This is a genomic window from Sulfurimonas marina, from assembly GCF_014905095.1.
Taxonomy (GTDB): domain Bacteria; phylum Campylobacterota; class Campylobacteria; order Campylobacterales; family Sulfurimonadaceae; genus Sulfurimonas; species Sulfurimonas marina.
The window spans coordinates 1,291,582-1,311,419 of record NZ_CP041165.1 but is presented as its reverse complement, the minus strand read 5'-3'; the positions used below and the strand labels follow the sequence as shown (position 1 = coordinate 1,311,419).

17 protein-coding genes are annotated in these 19,838 nt (G+C 30.3%); all 17 read left to right on the top strand.

Annotated features, from left to right (window positions below; translation table 11 throughout):
- Positions 1 to 9 precede the first annotated feature (9 nt).
- Positions 10 to 2,283 (top strand): bifunctional diguanylate cyclase/phosphodiesterase, encoded by a 2,274-nt coding sequence (locus tag FJR03_RS06705; protein ID WP_193112762.1) that lies wholly within the window; start codon positions 10 to 12, stop codon positions 2,281 to 2,283.
- On the top strand, positions 2,270 to 2,821 hold the full coding sequence (locus tag FJR03_RS06700; protein WP_193112761.1) for a class I SAM-dependent methyltransferase: 552 nt from the start codon (positions 2,270 to 2,272) through the stop codon (positions 2,819 to 2,821). Before FJR03_RS06705 ends, FJR03_RS06700 begins: the two co-directional genes overlap by 14 nt.
- Positions 2,822 to 2,871: 50 nt before the next feature.
- Positions 2,872 to 3,651: an ABC transporter permease gene (locus FJR03_RS06695; protein WP_193112760.1), complete on the top strand. Its 780-nt coding sequence runs from the start codon at positions 2,872 to 2,874 to the stop codon at positions 3,649 to 3,651.
- On the top strand, positions 3,648 to 4,310 hold the full coding sequence (locus FJR03_RS06690; protein WP_193112759.1) for an ABC transporter ATP-binding protein: 663 nt from the start codon (positions 3,648 to 3,650) through the stop codon (positions 4,308 to 4,310). Before FJR03_RS06695 ends, FJR03_RS06690 begins: the two co-directional genes overlap by 4 nt.
- A gap of 11 nt (positions 4,311 to 4,321) precedes the next feature.
- A complete protein-coding gene (locus FJR03_RS06685) occupies positions 4,322 to 5,587 on the top strand; it encodes a KpsE/RkpR family capsule polysaccharide export protein (protein ID WP_193112758.1) in 1,266 nt (421 codons plus the stop codon).
- A 3-nt stretch (positions 5,588 to 5,590) separates the two neighbouring features.
- Complete coding sequence (locus FJR03_RS06680; protein ID WP_193112757.1) at positions 5,591 to 7,204, top strand: polysaccharide biosynthesis/export family protein; 1,614 nt, start codon at positions 5,591 to 5,593, stop codon at positions 7,202 to 7,204.
- Between the two features lie 215 nt (positions 7,205 to 7,419).
- Positions 7,420 to 9,231 carry a glutamine--fructose-6-phosphate transaminase (isomerizing) gene (glmS, locus tag FJR03_RS06675; RefSeq protein WP_193112756.1) on the top strand — a complete coding sequence of 604 codons (1,812 nt, stop codon included), beginning with the start codon at positions 7,420 to 7,422 and terminating at the stop codon, positions 9,229 to 9,231.
- Between the two features lie 26 nt (positions 9,232 to 9,257).
- Positions 9,258 to 10,529, top strand: a complete 1,272-nt coding sequence (locus tag FJR03_RS06670; protein WP_193112755.1) for a nucleotide sugar dehydrogenase — start codon at positions 9,258 to 9,260, stop codon at positions 10,527 to 10,529.
- 21 nt (positions 10,530 to 10,550) lie between these two features.
- Positions 10,551 to 11,519 (top strand): Gfo/Idh/MocA family protein, encoded by a 969-nt coding sequence (locus FJR03_RS06665; protein ID WP_430739135.1) that lies wholly within the window; start codon positions 10,551 to 10,553, stop codon positions 11,517 to 11,519.
- On the top strand, positions 11,519 to 12,097 hold the full coding sequence (locus tag FJR03_RS06660) for an acyltransferase (protein WP_193112753.1): 579 nt from the start codon (positions 11,519 to 11,521) through the stop codon (positions 12,095 to 12,097). Before FJR03_RS06665 ends, FJR03_RS06660 begins: the two co-directional genes overlap by 1 nt.
- Positions 12,098 to 12,106: 9 nt before the next feature.
- Entirely contained in the window at positions 12,107 to 12,742 is a 636-nt protein-coding gene (locus tag FJR03_RS06655) for a PIG-L deacetylase family protein (protein ID WP_193112752.1), read from the top strand.
- Entirely contained in the window at positions 12,742 to 13,641 is a 900-nt protein-coding gene (locus FJR03_RS06650; protein WP_193112751.1) for a DapH/DapD/GlmU-related protein, read from the top strand. The genes FJR03_RS06655 and FJR03_RS06650 overlap by 1 nt, the downstream gene beginning before the upstream one ends.
- A 1-nt stretch (position 13,642) precedes the next feature.
- The gene (locus FJR03_RS06645) at positions 13,643 to 14,731 is read left to right on the top strand and encodes a DegT/DnrJ/EryC1/StrS family aminotransferase (RefSeq protein ID WP_193112750.1); all 1,089 of its coding nucleotides are present in this window, start codon (positions 13,643 to 13,645) and stop codon (positions 14,729 to 14,731) included.
- 19 nt (positions 14,732 to 14,750) lie between these two features.
- Positions 14,751 to 15,611 carry a pentapeptide repeat-containing protein gene (locus FJR03_RS06640; protein ID WP_193112749.1) on the top strand — a complete coding sequence of 287 codons (861 nt, stop codon included), beginning with the start codon at positions 14,751 to 14,753 and terminating at the stop codon, positions 15,609 to 15,611.
- Positions 15,604 to 16,806: a glycosyltransferase family 4 protein gene (locus tag FJR03_RS06635; protein ID WP_193112748.1), complete on the top strand. Its 1,203-nt coding sequence runs from the start codon at positions 15,604 to 15,606 to the stop codon at positions 16,804 to 16,806. Before FJR03_RS06640 ends, FJR03_RS06635 begins: the two co-directional genes overlap by 8 nt.
- Before the next feature lie 5 nt (positions 16,807 to 16,811).
- Positions 16,812 to 17,933, top strand: a complete 1,122-nt coding sequence (locus tag FJR03_RS06630; RefSeq protein ID WP_193112747.1) for a glycosyltransferase family protein — start codon at positions 16,812 to 16,814, stop codon at positions 17,931 to 17,933.
- The gene (locus tag FJR03_RS06625; RefSeq protein ID WP_193112746.1) at positions 17,930 to 19,834 is read left to right on the top strand and encodes a hypothetical protein; all 1,905 of its coding nucleotides are present in this window, start codon (positions 17,930 to 17,932) and stop codon (positions 19,832 to 19,834) included. Before FJR03_RS06630 ends, FJR03_RS06625 begins: the two co-directional genes overlap by 4 nt.
- The last annotated feature ends 4 nt before the right edge of the window (positions 19,835 to 19,838 follow it).

Here is a 19,838-nt window from a genome sequence, read left to right as displayed (position 1 = left end):
TAAGATATTATGAAAAAAATTAAAAATATATGGTCATTGTTCTTTATACTATTTTCATTTATCTCAATAGTCTTTCTATATATCGCTTATCTTAGATATAACGCAATTTTAGAAACAAATAAAACTCTTACATCTTCGTACAATAAAATTTTATATAACAGTTTAGATACAACACTGAGTCAAAATGAGGTATTGTTAGATACATTGGCTCAAGAACTTTTATCTTTTGAACTCTTAAAAAATAAAGAGAATTCAAGAGAACTTCTTCAAAAAGCTTTAGAAAATTCCAAATATGTTATTGGCTTTGGACTCACAGATACAAAAGGGAACCTTTTAGTAACAAGTGCAAATATCGACATAAAAAAGACACCAAATATTTTAACAAACGATGCAGTGAGAACGACATTTGAAAAAGCTTTAAAGAGCGATCGAATGGTGGTCGGGCGTACATATTTTTTCCCACCTTTAAACTCTTGGGTTATCCCTGTAAGAAAAGCTGTACGTGATCATGAGGGAAATGTTTTAGGAGTTATGATCGCGGGTCTTGTAAACAATAAGCAAAACAATATTTTTAACGGTATCTCTTTAGATGATGAAAGAACAATACTTTTAGTACATGATTTAGATAAAAATAATCAGTATTATAGAATGTATTTTAGCAATAAACACGACTCTGACTATAAGAAAATGTATGAAAATCCCCTAAAGAAAACCACTTATGCTGTACTTATGGAGAATTTACAAAAAGAGTTTCATATCTCAAGCATTGACGAGATCAAAGATGGCAAGATCTATTATACATCTACAAAACTGCCAAATCATAAAAGTATATTTTTATCGATCTCTTATAATCAAAAATACAAGATCTGGGTAGTAGTGTCTCAAAAACAAGCGTTTGTAAACACGGTAGTATTTGACAACTTATTGTCAATTTTTACTATTTACTTCTTTATTATTATAAGTTTTGTTCTTTTCTTTAGAACTATTGCAAGAAAAGAGAAGGAAAAAGAGGCAGAGTTGATCTATAAAGTGAACCATGACACTTTAACAGGTCACTACAATAGGGATTATATAGGGAATGATACTGCTGTAATTGAAGGTTTAAAAGACAAAGAGTTTGAAGTGATATTTTTAGATATAGACAATTTTAAAAATATCAATGATCGCTTTGGTCACCATGTTGGAGATAAAGTACTTGTAGGACTCTCTCGGAAGTTAAATAAATTTTTTAACAGTGATGATATCATTATCCGTCACGGCGGTGATGAGTTTATCGTCCTTAGTTTTTCTAAGATCGATCATAATGAGCTTATTGAACTGATATCAACTCCTTGTACGGTAGATGAACTAGAATTTCGTCTTGGAGTGAGCATTGGGATCTCTAAATATCCATACGATTCCGTGAATCTTGATGAGCTTTTTAGTATGGCAGACATCGCTATGCATGAAGCAAAAAAAGTGCGTAACTCCTACAAGTACTTTAACCAAGAGATGTATCAAAAATCTATGGAAAATTCAGATATAGAACATCAGCTTAGACACGCTTTGGATAATGATGAATTTTACATGATGTATCAACCGCAAATATCTTCAGATATGCAGATATACGGCGTAGAAGCTCTGATCAGATGGGAAAACAAAAAGCTGGGCTTTGTACCGCCTGACAAGTTTATATCTGTTGCCGAAGATAACGGAATGATCTTAAAGATCGGTGAATGGGTCATAAATAGATCTTTACGTGATATAAAAGAGATTTGGGAAGAGACGGGACATAAGTTTCATATCTCGTTAAATATATCTGTTATACAGTTTATGGAAGCAGGGTTTTTAGAGGTACTTTTAGATGCGATTTCTGAGATAGGGATAGATAAAACCTATGTTACTCTTGAAATTACCGAAAGTTTGGCTATTGAAGAGTTTAACTATGTAATTCCACTCTTAAATAAAGTAAGAGAAAACGGGATCGAGATCTCTCTTGATGACTTTGGTACGGGGTACTCTTCACTCTCGATCTTAAATAAGCTTCCGATCTCTGAAATTAAGATCGATAAACAGTTTGTAGATGGTGTTCTGAAAAATACTGAGAACTCCTTGATAAAGACCATATTCTCTATCGGGAAAAACTTCTCGTTTAAGATCGTATGTGAGGGAACTGAGACAGCAGCCCAAGTGGAAGTACTTAAAGAACACGGATGTGATATTTTTCAAGGGTATCATTTCTCAAAACCGTTAAAAAAAGATCAGTTGATTAGATATATAAAGGACTTTTATGATCGAAGATAAAGAGCGATGGAATAAACGACATGTTGAAAAACCTATGCGTCACAGTGTAGAACCTCTTTTAGAAAAGTATATGAAAGAGGCGAATGTTGGAAAAGCTTTAGATATAGCTTGCGGAATAGGGCGTAACACTCATTTTATGCACGAGCAAGGATTTGAAGTAGATGCGGTAGACATAAGTGACTATGCACTCTCTCAGATCAAAGAAGATGAAAAGATCAAGAAAATTGAAACCGATTTAGATACTTACAATCTTGAGTTAGAAAACTACGATCTAATCGTTAATATTAACTTCCTAAGCAGACGTTTACATCCACAGATCAAAGATGCACTCAAACCTGAGGGAGTACTAATTTATGAGACTTTTATTATAGCTCACGGAGATTTTAAAAACCCTTCAAATCCAGAGTTTTTACTGAGAAAAAATGAACTTCTGCATGCCTTTATAGGTTTAGATATTATCTATTATGAAGAGCGTGATGACATTAATTTACGTGGTGAAAACACGAGAGTTGCCTCACTTGTGGCTAGAAAGTCTTAAGCTTTTTTTACTATAATAATACTTTATTAATTTAAACAACTAAGGTATCTATGACAAAGAGAACATCATTTGCTATTTTCAAGTCGGTTGTTATTGCCCTTTTTTTAAGAGAGGTACAAACTCGCTTTGGAACTAAAAAGATGGGATATTTTTGGGCAATTTTTGATGCAATGTTAATGGTTCTAATTTTTGCCGGTTTAAAAACTGCTATTGCTGAAAACTCGATGCCTGGGATTGACTTTCCAGTGTTTTTGGCGACAGGTTTTTTAGCATTTTTTCTCTGGAGAAACATTGTTAAGAGTTCTATAGGAGCTTTTTCAGCAAATCAGGCACTTTTTGCCTATAGACAGGTAAAACCTTTTGATACTATTGTAACTCGTGTAGTTTTAGAGATGTTAGTGAGCAGTATTGCTACACTTGTATTTTTAGCGATAGGATGGTATTTTGACTACGATATTGCCATCAAAGATTTCAATATGGTGATGTTGGCAGTTATTTGGCTCTGTATTTTTGGTTTTGGACTTGGGCTTATGTCTGCCGTATTTTCTTACTTTTATGAAACCTTTGGAAAAATGATGAATATAATCATGACACCGTTGCTTTTTATATCTGCCCTTATGTATACGGTAGATTCTCTGCCACCGTTACTTAGAGAGATTATCCTTTACAACCCGCTTGTTCATTTTATAGAGATGATTCACGGTTACTATTTTAATACTTTAGATACCTATTATGTTAATTATGAGTATATGATGTATTGGACAATTTTACCGCTTTTTATTGGACTGTTTTTTTATGTAAGAAGTGAGAAAAGGATCCTCTCTTCATGATAGAACTTCGCAACGCTACAAAATATTTTCAGACAAAACATGAAAAAAAGTACATTTTAAACAATGTTTCTATTACAATTCCTTCAGGAAAAAATGTAGGGATATTAGGGCGTAACGGTGCGGGCAAGTCAACACTGCTTCGAATGCTTGGTGGTATAGATTTTCCAAATTCTGGGGTAATAAGTTCAACGAACAGTTTCTCTTGGCCGATGGGGCTTGCAGGTGGTTTTCAAGGTTCTATGACAGGACGCCAAAATGTGAAGTTTGTATGTCGTATTTATGGAAAAAGTGAATATGAGATTGAAGAAGCGGTGGAGTCTGTTAAAGATTTTGCTGAGATTGGAGACTATTTTGATATGCCGATCAAAACATATTCTAGCGGTATGAAATCGCGTCTTAGTTTCGGGCTGAGTTTAGTTTTTGATTTTGATTATCTAATTATAGATGAAACACTTTCAGTTGGGGATAAAAACTTTCAAGAGAAGTCAAAAAAAGCATTAAGAAAAAAGATCGAGAACTGTAATGTTCTGTTGGTGAGCCACTCCATGCCGGTACTTAAAGAGATCTGCGATGCAGGGATAGTTGTACATCAAGGACAGATTCACTATTGTGATGATATAAATGATGCTATAACTACATACAATAAGATAAATAAATAGAGAGATTTTAAATGATAAAAAAACTTATACAACTATTTTGGTTTGAAAAAACAAAAAAAGAGGAAGAACACAGAACTCTACGAAAAAACTTTGCTCGGATTAGACGTCACGGTTTACTAGGTATGATAGAGCGACTTAATAAAGAGTACGAACAGATCGATCAAGACTACATTACAAAAAGCATTTTAAATGCTAGATATGCGAAGCTTAAATTACGCTCAGTATTTTTAGTGGGATTTTTGTTGAGTAGTTTTTATATAGTCTTTTTAAAGTCAGAACTTTACGAGTCAAAAACAGCACTTATAGTACGAGATATGAATCAAAATCCTACAACTTCAACATTGGGACTTTCACTTCTTGGAATGGGAAGTTCTTCTCAACTGCAAGACTCGAAAATTGTAGAGGAGTATTTGAAGTCACTTGATGTATATACACTTGTTGATCAAAAATTTCATTTGACAGAACATTATAAAAGTGATGCTATAGATTTTGTAGAGAGACTATCAGACGATGCAACACAAGAAGAGGTATTAGATTTTTATAATAAACACCTTATTGTGTACTATGATGAAGTTTCAGGGATCTTAAGTGTGGCATTCGCTCATGTTGATCCCAAAAAAGCTCAAGAAATTTTAGAGTTTTTAGTACAAAATGTAGACTACCAGATCAACGAGTTCAACAGAAAAAAAGCGAAAAAACAGTTAACCTTTGTAGAGGGTGAGTTTTCTAAAGCAAAAGAGAAGATGGAACATTCAACTGCAGAGCTTGAAGCCTACCAGAATAAACATCTTTTACTAGATCCTACTACAGAAGCGATATCATCAAGCGGGATAATTGCAGAACTTGAAGCAAGTTTAACACAGAAACAGATAGAGTATGCTACAAAAAAGAGTTATCTTAACGAAGATAACTTTGAACTTGTGAATCTAAAAAATGAGATCATACAAATTAAACAGACGATCGAAAAAACTAAAAAAAGTTTAACTGGAAATGAAAAAAACCCATTAAACAAAGTGCTTATAGCGTATGAGAAATTAAAAATGCAACTAGAGTTTGACACTGAGGTATATAAAAATGCTCTCATTCAGCTTGAAACCACAAAGATAGATGTTGCAAAAAACGACAAGACACTTAGTGTTGTAAGTAAACCTAACCTTCCAGACGGTTATACGTATCCAAATAAACCAAAAGCATTTATAACGATACTGATCATTACATTGTTGATGTATGGTATATTTTCAATGTTAAGTCAGATAATTAAAGATCATAAAGAGTAGAAAATGAAAAAAATATTAGTAACAATTTTAATCCTTTTAACAAGTTTAGCAGCTGTAGAGCTAGATGTGGCTCCAAAAGAGACAGAAAGTAATGTAAGTATGATGCAGGAAAGTAAGAAAGTATTTGGTAACAGACTTTTTAACGGTTCTTTTTCTCAAAATAAACAGCACCGTTACAATCCAAACTATCTGATCAATATTGGTGATGTAGTAAACATCAGACTTTGGGGTGCTTTTGATTTTAATGCTAGTATTCCAGTTGATTCACAAGGAAACATCTTTTTACCAAAAGTGGGAACTATCAAGTTAGTAGGTCTGAAAAACGAAGAGCTTTCACGTACATTGCAAAGTAAGATCAAAAGTGTATTTAAAACAAATGTCTATGTGTATGCCGATCTTGGAAACTATCAGCCCGTAAGTGTATTTGTAACGGGTGCCGTAAATAAACCGGGACTTTACGAAGGACTTTCATCTGACTCAATCATACAGTTTTTAGATAAAGCTAGAGGAATAGAAAATGAGTTTGGAAGTTATAGAAATATAACAGTTTTACGTGACAATAAAACTGTAAAAAGTGTCGATCTATATAATTTTTTACTTAATGGGAAGCTAGACCTGTTTCAGTTTCAAACAGGCGATGTTGTTAATGTAGAGAGTGTAAAAAACTATGTTGAAATCAACGGTGATGTAAAACGCCCTTACAGATTTGAAATGAAAGGTGCTAGCATTGAGCTTAGTGAACTTCTAAAAGCTGCACTTCCAAATCCTACAGCTACAAATTTTACCGTAACTAAATGGAATCAGGAAAATGAACAAAGTGTAAGTATTCATAGTATTAAAGGAAATGAACATTTTACAGTGCATAGCGGCGAAGTTGTAGAGTTTCTACCAGATCATAATGCAAAAAGTATAGCTGTTAAAATTAGTGGAGAGCATTTGAGTCTTCATAATATTGTTGTTCCAAAAGGTTCAACTCTTGGTGAAGTATTTGAAAAGATTAAGCCTTCTATACTTTCAGATATGGACTCGTTTCAGCTCTATAGAAAAAGCATAGCCGAAGAGCAAAAAAAACTACTCGATGCACAACTTAACGATTTAGAAGCAAAAACACTTACAACGGGTTCTATGAGTAGTGAAGAAGCTACCATAAGAGCACAAGAATCACAACTTGTTATGAACTTCATTGAGCGTGCAAAACAAGTAGAACTTAAAGGGAAAGTAGTGATCAACAAAGATACAAATCTCTCTCTTATAACATTAGAAGATGGAGATGAGATCTACATTCCGAAAAAAAGCCATATGGTTATAGTTCAGGGGGAAGTTATGTTACCTGGTGCACAAAGCTATGTAGATGGAATGAGCTTTGAAGAATACATAAATTCATGTGGTGGGTACAGTTTTAGAGCAAATACTGATAATGTTCTTATTATCAAGAAAAATGGTCAGGTAGTAAGCTATGATCCATCAAGTTCATTTGGTGAAAGTTACAGTGTAAAACCTGGTGATGCCATACTTGTAATGGGTAAAGTAGATACTAAATATTTACAAGTGATCAAAGACATAACACAGATAGTCTACCAAATCGCTGTAGGTGCGGCAGTTGTTCTTAGATATTAATAACAATTTTTAATAATATAAGCAGATTGTAATAGTTTTTGATATATCATTATAAAGTTTTATTTAGGTAGAAATTTTAGTTATAAGTATAAAGATATTTATAAAATTGAAAAGAACACTAAAAAAACACTTTTTTGTGATACCAAATCGTAACCAAAGTGTAGTAAAGTTTCATTAAAAGATAATAATTAGATAATTTTAGGAAGTTAAATAAATTGTGTGGAATAGTTGGACATTTAGGATGTCAAAATACAAAAGGTATCTTGTTAAACGGATTAGCAGAATTAGAATATCGTGGATATGATTCTGCCGGTATAGCAGTACTAAATAATAAAGATCGACATATATTTAAAGCAGTTGGAAAACTTGAGAACTTAAAAGAGAAGACTACACAACTTTCATTAAATGAATTTAGTGTAGGAATAGGGCATACACGTTGGGCTACACATGGAAAACCTACAGAAGAAAATGCTCATCCTCATTATGGTTCAGATACGTACATAGTTCATAATGGAATCATAGAAAATTATCAGGAACTTAAAACTGTACTTCAAAAAGATGGCTTTACATTCGTAAGTCAAACAGATACTGAAGTGTTTGTTCATCTTTTTGAAAAATATCAAAAAAATCATACTAACAATTATGACGCATTTAAAAGTGCTTTATCAGAAATAGAAGGTGCTTATGCGATCTTACTTATCACTGACTCTGATCCTGAGACGATTTACTTCGCAAAAAAAGGTTCACCATTAATTCTTGGGCTAAAAGGAGATGAAAAGTATTTTGCGTCTTCCGATGCTGCACTTTTAGGACAATGTAGTGATGTTCACTTTTTTGAAGATGGTGAATTTGGTTATGTAACGAGAAATGAAGTACATATAGAATCAGTCACAGAAAAACAGATCAAGTTTCAAAATGCAAAACTTCCATCTGATAAGCTCTCTGCTCAAAAAGAGGGATATAGATTTTTTATGGAAAAAGAGATCTATGAACAAGCAGATGTTCTTGCAGATACTCTTCGTGGGCGTGTACTTGATACAGGAATAGAGTTTGATGAACTAGATGAAAATCTATTTGACGGTATAAGTGAAATTAAGTTGTGTGCATGTGGAACAAGTTATCATGCAGCACTAACATCTAGTTACTTGTTTGAGAGACTTGCTAAGATAAAGTCAAGTGTTGAGATTGCAAGTGAATTTCGTTATAAAGAGCCGTTACTTACAAAAGATACACTTTTTTTAGCGATCTCGCAAAGTGGTGAAACTGCCGATACATTAGAAGCTCTTAAAATGGCCAAACAAGCAGGACTTAAAACACTTAGTATTTGTAATGTAGATAATTCCAGCATAGTACGCTTAAGTGATGCAAGTATATTAACTCGTGCCGGAATAGAAAAAGGTGTGGCAAGTACAAAGGCATTTGCAACTCAAGTAGCAGTACTATGGATGTTAAGTTTATATGTTGCACAATTTAAAAAGAGTCTAGATACAAAAGAGTTACAAAATGAGCTTCATACTCTTAGAGAAGTACCGAATGTAACTGTTATTAAAGATGCAATTCATGAAAAAACAAAACGTCTAGCAAAGCGTTACTTGCATGGGCATGGATTTTTCTTTATAGGAAGAGATGTGTTCTACCCGTTAGCACTAGAAGGTGCACTTAAACTTAAAGAGATTAGTTACCTACATGCTGAAGGCTACCCTGCTGGGGAGATGAAACATGGTCCCATAGCTTTAGCAGACCCGGAACTTTTTACCATAGCGCTCTTAAGTGAGAATTTACTCTTTGAGAAAACAAAGAGTAATATGGAAGAGTTGGGTGCAAGAGACTCTACGATATGTTGCGTTAGCTCATACATGTACGATAAAGCAGATGATTTTATAGTGCTACCAAAGTGTAATCATTACATGTTAGAGTTCTATGAAATGATGACAGCTACACAGTTACTTGCTATGGAGATAGCAATAAAACTGGAAAATGATGTAGATATGCCAAGAAACTTGGCAAAGTCTGTCACGGTTGAATAAATTAAAAAAAGAGGTTTTAGATAAAGATGTTAAATAAAAAAATATGTTTAGTTGGTTTAGGTTATGTTGGTTTACCTTTGGCGCATGCTTTTTCAAGTAAATATGAAGTTATAGGCTTAGATATTTATCAAGAAAGGATTGAAGAACTTTCAAATGGTTATGATAGAACATTAGAACTATCGAATGAGCAGATGCAAGAAGCTATAAATAACGGTATGAAATTTACAACAAGTTATGATGATGTTAAAAATTGTAATGTATATATAGTTACAGTTCCAACACCCATTAATAAAGATAATGAACCTGATTTAACTCCTATAATAAAGTCAACAGAATCTATTTCGAAAATTATTAAAAAAGATGACATTATTATTTATGAAAGTACAGTTTATCCAGGTGTAACAGAAGAAGTATGTGTGCCAATACTGGAAAATGGAAGTGGATTGAAATTTAATGAAGACTTTTATTGTGGTTATAGCCCCGAGAGAATTAATCCAGGGGATAAAGAGCATACTGTAACTAAGATACTAAAAATTACTTCAGGGAGTACACCTGAGATCGCAAACGTTGTTAATGAACTTTATAAGTCTATTATTACAGCAGGCACACATTTAGCTCCTACTATTAAAGTTGCAGAAGCAGCAAAAGTGATCGAAAATACTCAACGAGATGTAAATATAGCTTTAATTAATGAATTGGCTATGATATTTGACCTTATGGGAATTAATACACATGATGTTATAGAAGCTGCAGGTACTAAATGGAACTTTATAAAATTAATGCCTGGACTTGTAGGTGGTCACTGTATAGGTGTTGATCCATATTATTTATCTCATAAAGCACAAGAACTAGGCTATATGCCAAACCTTATACTTGGTGCTAGACAAATCAACAATGGAATGAGTAAACTCATAGCAGATAAAGCTCTTAAACTAATGGTTAAAAATGATAAAAAGTTAAATGGTTCAAATGTACTTGTGATGGGTGTAACTTTTAAAGAAAATTGTCCGGATACTCGTAATTCTAAAGTTTTAGATATCATCCAAGAGTTAAAAGAATTTGAATGTAATGTAGATGTGTATGATTACTGGGTTGATCGTGATGACCATGAAATTCAAGAGTTAAATATGATCGAAGAATTACCATTGGACACTCATAAATATGACTCTATCATTGTAGCTGTAGGGCATGATAACTTTAAAGAGATAACAACTGAACAATATAGATCAATGTCAAAAGGTGATGCTATAGTTATAGATGTTAAAGGTATTGTAGAAAATCCAAGTTGGAAATTATAATTTTATATAGAAGGAAGATGAATTATGAATAGTAAAAATTTTGCACTTATTGGAGCAAGTGGATATATAGCGCCAAGACATATGAAAGCTATTAAAGAAACTGGGAATGAGTTAGTTGCTGCTTTAGACCCATATGATGGAATAGGAATTATGGATAGTCATTTTCCTCAGGCATCTTTTTTTACTGAATTTGAAAGATTTGATCGATTTGTTGATAAGTGGCATAGAGATGGTAATAAAAAAATAGAATACATTGGAATTACTACGCCAAACTATTTACATGATAGTCACATTAGATTTGCTTTAAAAAGTGGAGCTCATGCTATATGTGAAAAACCTTTAGTATTGAATCCTCATAATATTGATCAATTAAAAGTCATTGAACAAGAAACAGGAAAAAAAGTTTATAACATTTTACAGCTTCGTTTACATGACTCAATTATCGCTTTAAAAGAAAAAGTAACTAAGGAATTGGAAGAGAATCCAGATAAAATGTACGATATTGACCTTACATACTTAACAAGTCGTGGGAAGTGGTACTTTGAATCATGGAAGGGTAAAGAGGAAAAATCTGGTGGCATAGCATCAAATATTGGTGTGCACTTTTACGACATGCTTTGCTGGATTTTTGGAGATGTGGAAGAAAATATCGTACATGTTAAAACGGCAGATACAAATGCAGGATATTTCAAATTGAAAAATGCAACTGTAAGGTGGTTTTTATCGGTAAATTATGATTATATACCAGATGAGATAAAAGCTACTGGTATGCGTACATATCGTTCCATCACTGTAGATGGTGATGAGATAGAATTTAGTGGTGGATTTACAGACCTACATACTAAAAGTTATGAGCACATTTTAAACGGTGGTGGATTTGGACTTGATGAAGCATATGGTTCTATCAGAACAGTTTCAACTATTCGCCATTTACCTGCTATAGGTCTTCATGGGGAATATCATCCTTTTTGTAAAAAGGTACTAAACTAATGGCTTCATATTTTGCTCATGAGTCTTCATTTGTAGATGAAAATGTAACTATAGGGGAAAATACAAAAATCTGGCATTTTTCACATGTATTGTCAAATACGACAATTGGTTCTAATTGTTCTTTCGGTCAAAACTGCGTAGTAGGACCTAAAGTAAAAATTGGAAACGGTGTAAAAGTACAAAATAACATCTCAATTTATGAAGGTGTAGAGATTGAAGATGATGTATTTCTAGGACCATCTATGGTTTTTACAAATGTTATAAACCCTAGAGCATTTATAGTTAGACGTGAAGAGTTTAAAAAAACACTTTTAAAACAAGGTTGTTCAATTGGTGCAAATGCTACTATTGTTTGTGGTATAACAATTGGTGAATATGCTTTAATTGGTTCAGGTGCAGTTGTGAATAAAGATGTTAAACCATATGCTTTGATGGTAGGTGTTCCTGCAAAACAAATAGGATGGGTTGGAATCTCTGGAAATACATTAGAGTTTAAAGATAATCATGCAGAAGATGAATATGCGTATTATGAACTATTAAATGAAGATATTAAAATAATAAAACGTAAAATTACATAAAGGCTAAAAATGATTTCAAGTTTTAAAAATGTTTTAGTTCTTGCACCACATACAGATGATGGAGAGTTGGGAGCAGGAGGAACAATTACATCCTTAATAGAAAATGGTGTAAATGTATATTATGCAGCATTTTCAACTGCTGAAGAATCTGTACCAGAAGGTTTTCCAAAAGATATCTTAAAAACTGAAGTAAAAAAAGCGACTGAACAATTAGGAATTAAAGAAGAAAATTTATTTATTTATAGTTATCCAGTTCGAAAATTGAACTATTCTAGACAAGATATTTTAGAAGATATGATAAAACTTAGAAAAAAGTATAACTTTGATTTAATTTTAACACCATCTCTCCATGATATTCATCAGGATCATTTAACTGTTGCTCAAGAGTCTGTTAGAGCCTTTAAAACAAAAACAATTTTAGGCTATGAATTAATTTGGAATACTTTGTCTTTTGATTTTACTATGTTTGTTAAACTAGAAGAAAAGCATATTGAAAAAAAATCTTTAGCTTTACAAGAATATAAATCTCAAGGTGTAAGGGATTACATGAGTAAAGAATTTATATATTCACTTGCTAAAATACGTGGTGTACAAATAGGTGCAGAATATGCAGAGACTTTTGAAGTGATTCGATGGATTATCTAATGATTAAAGCATCAATAATAGCTGAATTTTTAGCAGAAAATCTAGCAGGAAATGATATAGAGATCAATGAAGTGGCATCTGTCGATAAATTAAAAAATAATGCTATTGCATTTTCAAAGAAGGGTTTTACAAATTCAACAATTACAGCTTTGATTATAGTACCAAAAAATTTTGTTATTCCAAATGACAGTTCTCTGAGTTATATTAAGGTTGATAATCCTCGTTTGTCATTTGCAAAAATAGTGACAAATTTTTTTCAAGAAAAAAGAAAGATAAATATCCACGAAACTGTTATAATTGGAAATAATACAGAAATTGCCCCTACAGTTTCCATAGGAGCAAATTGTGTAATTGGTAATAATGTTAGAATAAAAGCCAATAGTGTTTTAAATAACAATATTATTATAGCTGACAATACAGAGATTGGTGAAAACTGTTATATTAAGTCTGGTAGTATTATTGGAGAAGATGGGTTTGGATTTGATTTTGATGGTGATATTCCTATAAGGATTCCTCATATTGGAAAAGTTGTGATTCATGATAATGTAGAGATAGGTTCAAAGAATACAATAGCTAAAGGTACAATAAATGATACTATTATATTCGATAATGTAAAAATTGACGATCAAGTTCATATAGCTCATAATTGTGAGATAGGAAAAGGAACTATTATTACAGCATGTGCTGAAATAAGTGGTTCTGTTAGAATAGGAATGAATTGTTGGATTGGGCCGAACTGTTCAATTATTCAAAAGGTAGTAATTGGTGATAATGTAACGATAGGTATTGGAACAGTTATTACAGATAATATAGCTAATAACAAAAAAATTATGGGATTAGAAAGTTTAGAATTGAAACCTTTAATTAGACTAAAAAAACGTATTAACTATGGGGGATGAAATGAAGATAGATTTTGCAAACTTAAAATATCAACATGAAATTTACAAAGATGAGATAGAAGAAGCTATCATAAAAGTAGCGAGGAATTGCAATTTTATCATGGGAGATGAAGTTCAAGAACTGGAAAAAAATCTTGAAAAATTTACAGGTGCGAGATATGCAGTTACATGTAGTTCAGGCACAGATGCACTTTTACTCGCTATGATGGCTTTAGATATAAAACCTGGTGATGAAGTGATTACTACACCATTCACATTTATAGCTACAGCTGAAACTATTGCGTTTTTAGGTGCTAAGCCTGTATTTGTTGATATAGATGAGAAAACATACAATATTGATCCAACTAGAATAGAAGAAAAAATTACAGAAAACACAAAAGCTATTATTCCAGTAAGCTTATATGGACAACCTTCTGATATAGATACAATTCAAGCTATAGCAAATAAACATAATTTACAAGTGATTATAGATGGTGCACAATCTTTTGGAAGTACTTATAATGGAAAAACAGATTCTTCTTTAGGAAATATATCAACAACTTCTTTTTTCCCGGCTAAACCATTAGGATGTTATGGTGATGGTGGGGCAGTATTTACTAATGATGAAGAGTTGGCAAATAAAATGAAATCACTTAGAGTGCATGGCCAATCTAAAAGGTATCATCACAAGTACATAGGTATGGGTGGAAGACTTGATACTATACAAGCTGCTGTTTTAAATGTTAAACTAAAATATTATGAAAAGGACTTGGTTCTTAGACAAGAAGTGGCTTCTAAATATACCAAAGCTTTCGAAAATAAATTAGACATAACTCTTCCATTTGTAGAAGAAAAAGCAACATCAGGTTGGGCACAATACTCAGTTAGAGTAAAAAATAGGGATGAATTACAGGCAAGACTAAAAGAAGTAGGAATACCTACAGCAGTACACTATCCTATGCCTTTACACTTACAAGAATGTTTTCAGTATTTAGGATATAAACAAGGTGATTTCCCAATATCAGAAACAGTTTCAAATGAAATTATGAGTTTACCCATGAATCCTTATGTTACTGATGAAGAAATAGAATATATTAGTAGTAAGTTATAGGAAGGATGATCTAAAAACAATGCAAAAAGAATTATTACAAATAATAGAAGAACATAAACTTTGGCTTGAAAGTGAAGGTGAAGCTGGTGAGCAAGCTAATTTTGAAAATCAAAATTTAGAAGGTATGGATTTTCATAATGTTGATTTTAGATATGCAATATTTAAAAATGCAAATTTAATTCGTACAAATATATCAGATTCAAACTTTATTGGAGCAGATTTAGAAAATACTAATTTGAGCTATTCTAAAATTAGCAATTCAGATTTTTCAAATACGAATTTAAAACATACAAACTTTGATGGTAGTAGTATTGTTCACTCTGATTTTAATAGTGCTAAATTTCATCAAACAAACTTTTATAATGTTAGAGCAAGGAAACTGTCCTTTAAAAATGTTTTTATGAAAAAAGTTAATTTTAATAATTCATATTTAATCAGTTGTCTTTTTCAGAATGCTACATTGGAACAAACAGCGCTATATCGTACAAATATTACAAATATATCGTTTGATGAAGTGAGTTTAATAGAAACAAGTTTAGAAAATGTTATTGGTGTCCCAAGATTAAATAAGATTAATCAGGAAGAAGAACATGAAATACACTTTATTAATAGAAATAATCAAGTTAAAGCTTTGAAAAAACTTGCTAAGGTATTTTTCTTGATAAGTTTAGGTACTTTTGTTCTCATATTGATTTCTATAGGAGTTGATATTTACGAAATTTTTTATAGTGTTAAAATCTTTATTAATGATGATATTAATTATTTTATATGTATATCTTTAGGAATTGGAACTTATATAGTCTCAACCTTAATTCAGGTATTTGTTTTTGGAATTCTACGAGAAGATAAAATTAAACAAGAGGAGTTGCTAAATGCTTAAAATAGCAATTATAGTATCAAATCCTTGTACAGGTGATGCAAGAGTAATAAAGATGGCAGAAGCAGCAGTTGAAAATAACTACGAAGTACATATATTTGCAACTCAAGGAAAGAACACTCCTGCAGTAGAAGTAAAAAATGGAGTGTATTATCATAGACTTGAATGGAAAATTCCTTTATTGGTAGGGGATAAAATATATTTTAAAGTATTAAGATATATAAATAAAAAACTTTTTAGTAGTATTATTAAAAAACTAGCTCCATTTATTAAATATGATCTGTTTACAAAAGTATTTTCAGATGCTATTATAGAATTGAACCCTGACTTGGTCCATGCACATGATTTGATATGTTTACCTCTTGGATCTAAAGTGGCTAAAAGTTGTAATGCAAAGTTAGTATTTGATGCACATGAATTAGAAGTACATAGACATCCTCCATTACCATTTATACAAAAAAAATTTGTTTCTTATATCGAGAAAAAATATGCTTCAAAAGCTGATGCAGTTATAACAGTCGGCGAACATATATCACAGGTTTTGAATCAAGAATTGAAAAGAAATGATATACATGTTTTATATAATAGCCCTATTATTAAGGAATCACAACGAAATATTCGTGAAGATTTGAAAATATCAAAGCAAGTTCCTTTAATTATATATGTGGGAAAAGTTACACCAGGGCGAGGCGTCGAAGATATTTTAAACATGTTACCTAATCTGGTTGGTGTTAAATTTGCAACTATTGGACCATGTGACGAGAGAGTAAGAAGTAAATTAAATATGATGGCATCAAAACTAGGGATTTCGAATAGATTCGAAATATTACCTCCTGTACATTATGAAGAAGTAGTGAATTACATAAAAGGTGCTAATATTGGAGTAATTGCTTCAGATTTAACAGCTCTGTCTTATAAGTTAGCAATGCCAAATAAACTTTTTGAATTGACATTTGCAAATATACCGATTATAGCAAGTGAATTTGTTGAAATTAAAGAGTTTTTAAATGATTATGGTAATGGTACTACTACAGATTTTACAAAATTATATACAAATGTTTATAATATTTCGAAATTTTTAAAAAATAATGAAGATTACTTACTTGATCATGATAAATACCAGTTAATTGAAGATAAGTATTCTTGGAATACTCAAAAACAAAAACTTGCAAAAATATATGCTTCGTTATTAAAATAAAAATTATGCAAAAAACTTTAATACTTATTGATGAACCCTATGAATTTGATCATAGAGTATTGGAAGTAATTAAAAACTCTAAAAATCCAGAGATAATAAATTGTAAAGAAATAAAGATTAATAGTAATATTAGTTTGAATTTTCCTTTATTACTAGAATTATTTTTTGTTTTCTTTGCATCTTTTTATTTTTGGATAATACTTTATTATAATTATAATATTAAACCATTTGGCTTGTTTAAAGGATTGAAAAAATCATTATATGATTATCAAAAATCGAAATTAGTAGCTAAAAAAATTTTAAGAGAATATAATAAATCAGAAATAATAACAATACACGCAAATGACTTATTCTGTGGATTAGTTGGAAAATGTTTAGCAAAAGAATTAGAATCTGATTTAATTTATGATGCTCATGAAGTTGAATTTCATCGGAATAGAAAAAATAGTTTTTTTAGGGTTAGTTTAGATATTTTTTTAGAAAAACAAGTTCTAAAGAAAGCTAAAAAAGTAATTGTTGTTAATTTAGCAATAAAAAAACTATATATGCATTTATATAATATTAAAGAATATAAAATTAAAATCGTTACAAATAATCATTTTAAAATGTATTTAGGATTTGCATTAGAAAATTATTTCAAAGATAATGATGAAGTTAAAATTATATATGTAGGTGCTGCAACAAACAATAGAATGCTTGAAAATTTAGATAAAGAAATAAAAAAAAGAAAGATATATGTAAATGCATTCTTCTTAAATAAAATACCTTCTTTCATTAATGATGACAATTGGATTATTGGTGAGAAAGAATATTTGGGTAGTCTTCTTAATTTATGTAAATATAATAAAACAGTAATGTGGTGTTGTGCTGAAAACATTTGTTTAAGTTATCAATTTGGATTATCAAATAAATTTTTTCAAGCAATTGCATTAGGAATTCCTGTAATTGTAAGTGAAAATACTTATTTATCTTTGATCGTTACTAAATATAATTTAGGATTTATTTATGATGGAAGAAATTTTGATATTATTATTAATAGAATAAAAAATGAATATGAATATAAAAAACTCTTAGATTCTATTTATATTTTTCAAAAGAAAGTTCTCAATGAAGAAGTAATATTATGATAATAAATAAAAAAGTTATGTTTATCAAGTTTTGTTTTATTATTTTATTTTTAAGTTCTTGTGGGGAGAATTCATTAGATAAAAATACATATATGATTCATTTTGAAGATTATTCTTTTGATATTGAATCTAATAGTTTTGTTTTTGACTCTAAAATAATTCTAAATCCTTATGAAGTAGATAATAATGATAACTATTTAGTCTATTCGGCAATAAATATTGGTGATGAACCTGAACTTTATATTTATGATAAAAGAACTAAAATAGAAAAACAAATAACAAATAATGATTTTATAGAATTTTCTCCAGTTGTTAATAAAAATGGTGATTTTGCATATTTATTATCAGAATTATTTGTCAGTAAGTCAAAAGTTTTTTTTAACAATATAGAGCTTAACTTGGATGAAAAATTATATAAAAATTTATTACTCTCAGAAACGGATTTTATTTTTAATGATGATGAAAACAATATTTATTTTTATGATATTGATTTAAATTTAATTAAAATAATAAAGTTTGATCATCATATAGAAAAATTCCTTAAAATTACAAATAAGTTACTCATACAATACTATTCAGAAAACACTGAATCGATGGATATCGGTGTTTATAATTTAGATAAAAATAGTTTTAACATCTTATATGAATCTACTGATGATGAATTATTAGTAAAAAATTCAAATAAAATAATGATTCATAAAATATCTTCAAATCAAAAAAATATAAAACTATTTTTTAATGCATTATATATTTATTATAATGACAAGTTAGCTAATCCATTTTCTTTGTCTAATAATTTTTTAGGAAGAGTTGGATGGAATCAATCTGAAAAACTTGAAGAATTAATTGATATGTATCAAACTATAAAAGATGAACGTATAAGAAAACAAATTGATTTAATTGTAGAAAACTTGTTAAATATTACTAATTTAAAACTAGGATATGTTGATGTATATAATAACAATTATTCTTATACTACAAAAAAATACTCATTAGATAATAAAACTAAAATAAGTTTTTTAGTTCATGATTCTAAAATATATTATGCTTTGTTAAGGTATGCAAATGAATTTGAAGATGTTAAACCCAATGTTAAAGCTGAAATTATCAATAATGTAGAAAGTATATATAAGTTTTATGAGAAATATTACGATAATGAAGAAAAACATTATAAGTTTCAGTATGGAATGCCCTATAAATATGATGGTGTATTGGTTCCATATAATATGCAAAATTCTTTTGCCTTAATGCTAATAGAACTATACATTGCTTCAGGTAATGAAGTTTATAAAAATAGATTATTGGAATTAGCAAGTAAGTTTAAAAGCGAATGGGTATATATTGATAACAAAATTTTATGGCATTATATGCCATTAAAATATTATGATGGATGGAATGAAGATGAAAACCAAAGTGTTCATTTACCTTCAAAAAATATTAGCGTAGATACAAGATTCGAAGATACAGCTCATGCTGGTTTAAATGTGAAGTTTATTGTAAAATTTCATCAAAAGTTTACAAATGAAATTTTTGATGAAAGTGATATAGATAAGATAAACAATACATTAAATGATACCATAAATATTAATGGGTTTGCTAAGTATATAAATGTCTTAGATTCAGCAAATTATTTTTCATATAAAAATTTTAATAGTATGAAAATAGGATGGACTTTACTGAATAACGAAAAATTGAAATCTAAATTTGTCAATCTAACACCTAATAATATTCCAAATTTTGATAACATCACTAACAGTTATATTCAATATGTTAACAGAAAAGCATTATTAAATGAAGATTTAATCGTTGAAGAGATTACATTAGACCAAGATCTTATAGTGCAAGGTTCTAAATTTAAAAGTTATAATTTCAACAACATTATTACATACTTTGAGTATTGAAATT

Coding starts and splice junctions, on each gene's coding strand:
- FJR03_RS06680 (WP_193112757.1), top strand. CDS start 5,591: ATGAAAAAAATATTAGTAACAATTTTAATCCTTTTAACAAGTTTAGCA.
- FJR03_RS06625 (WP_193112746.1), top strand. CDS start 17,930: ATGATAATAAATAAAAAAGTTATGTTTATCAAGTTTTGTTTTATTATT.
- FJR03_RS06630 (WP_193112747.1), top strand. CDS start 16,812: ATGCAAAAAACTTTAATACTTATTGATGAACCCTATGAATTTGATCAT.
- FJR03_RS06640 (WP_193112749.1), top strand. CDS start 14,751: ATGCAAAAAGAATTATTACAAATAATAGAAGAACATAAACTTTGGCTT.
- FJR03_RS06695 (WP_193112760.1), top strand. CDS start 2,872: ATGACAAAGAGAACATCATTTGCTATTTTCAAGTCGGTTGTTATTGCC.
- FJR03_RS06645 (WP_193112750.1), top strand. CDS start 13,643: ATGAAGATAGATTTTGCAAACTTAAAATATCAACATGAAATTTACAAA.
- FJR03_RS06635 (WP_193112748.1), top strand. CDS start 15,604: ATGCTTAAAATAGCAATTATAGTATCAAATCCTTGTACAGGTGATGCA.
- FJR03_RS06690 (WP_193112759.1), top strand. CDS start 3,648: ATGATAGAACTTCGCAACGCTACAAAATATTTTCAGACAAAACATGAA.
- FJR03_RS06670 (WP_193112755.1), top strand. CDS start 9,258: ATGTTAAATAAAAAAATATGTTTAGTTGGTTTAGGTTATGTTGGTTTA.
- FJR03_RS06655 (WP_193112752.1), top strand. CDS start 12,107: ATGATTTCAAGTTTTAAAAATGTTTTAGTTCTTGCACCACATACAGAT.
- FJR03_RS06650 (WP_193112751.1), top strand. CDS start 12,742: ATGATTAAAGCATCAATAATAGCTGAATTTTTAGCAGAAAATCTAGCA.
- FJR03_RS06660 (WP_193112753.1), top strand. CDS start 11,519: ATGGCTTCATATTTTGCTCATGAGTCTTCATTTGTAGATGAAAATGTA.
- FJR03_RS06685 (WP_193112758.1), top strand. CDS start 4,322: ATGATAAAAAAACTTATACAACTATTTTGGTTTGAAAAAACAAAAAAA.
- FJR03_RS06700 (WP_193112761.1), top strand. CDS start 2,270: ATGATCGAAGATAAAGAGCGATGGAATAAACGACATGTTGAAAAACCT.
- FJR03_RS06705 (WP_193112762.1), top strand. CDS start 10: ATGAAAAAAATTAAAAATATATGGTCATTGTTCTTTATACTATTTTCA.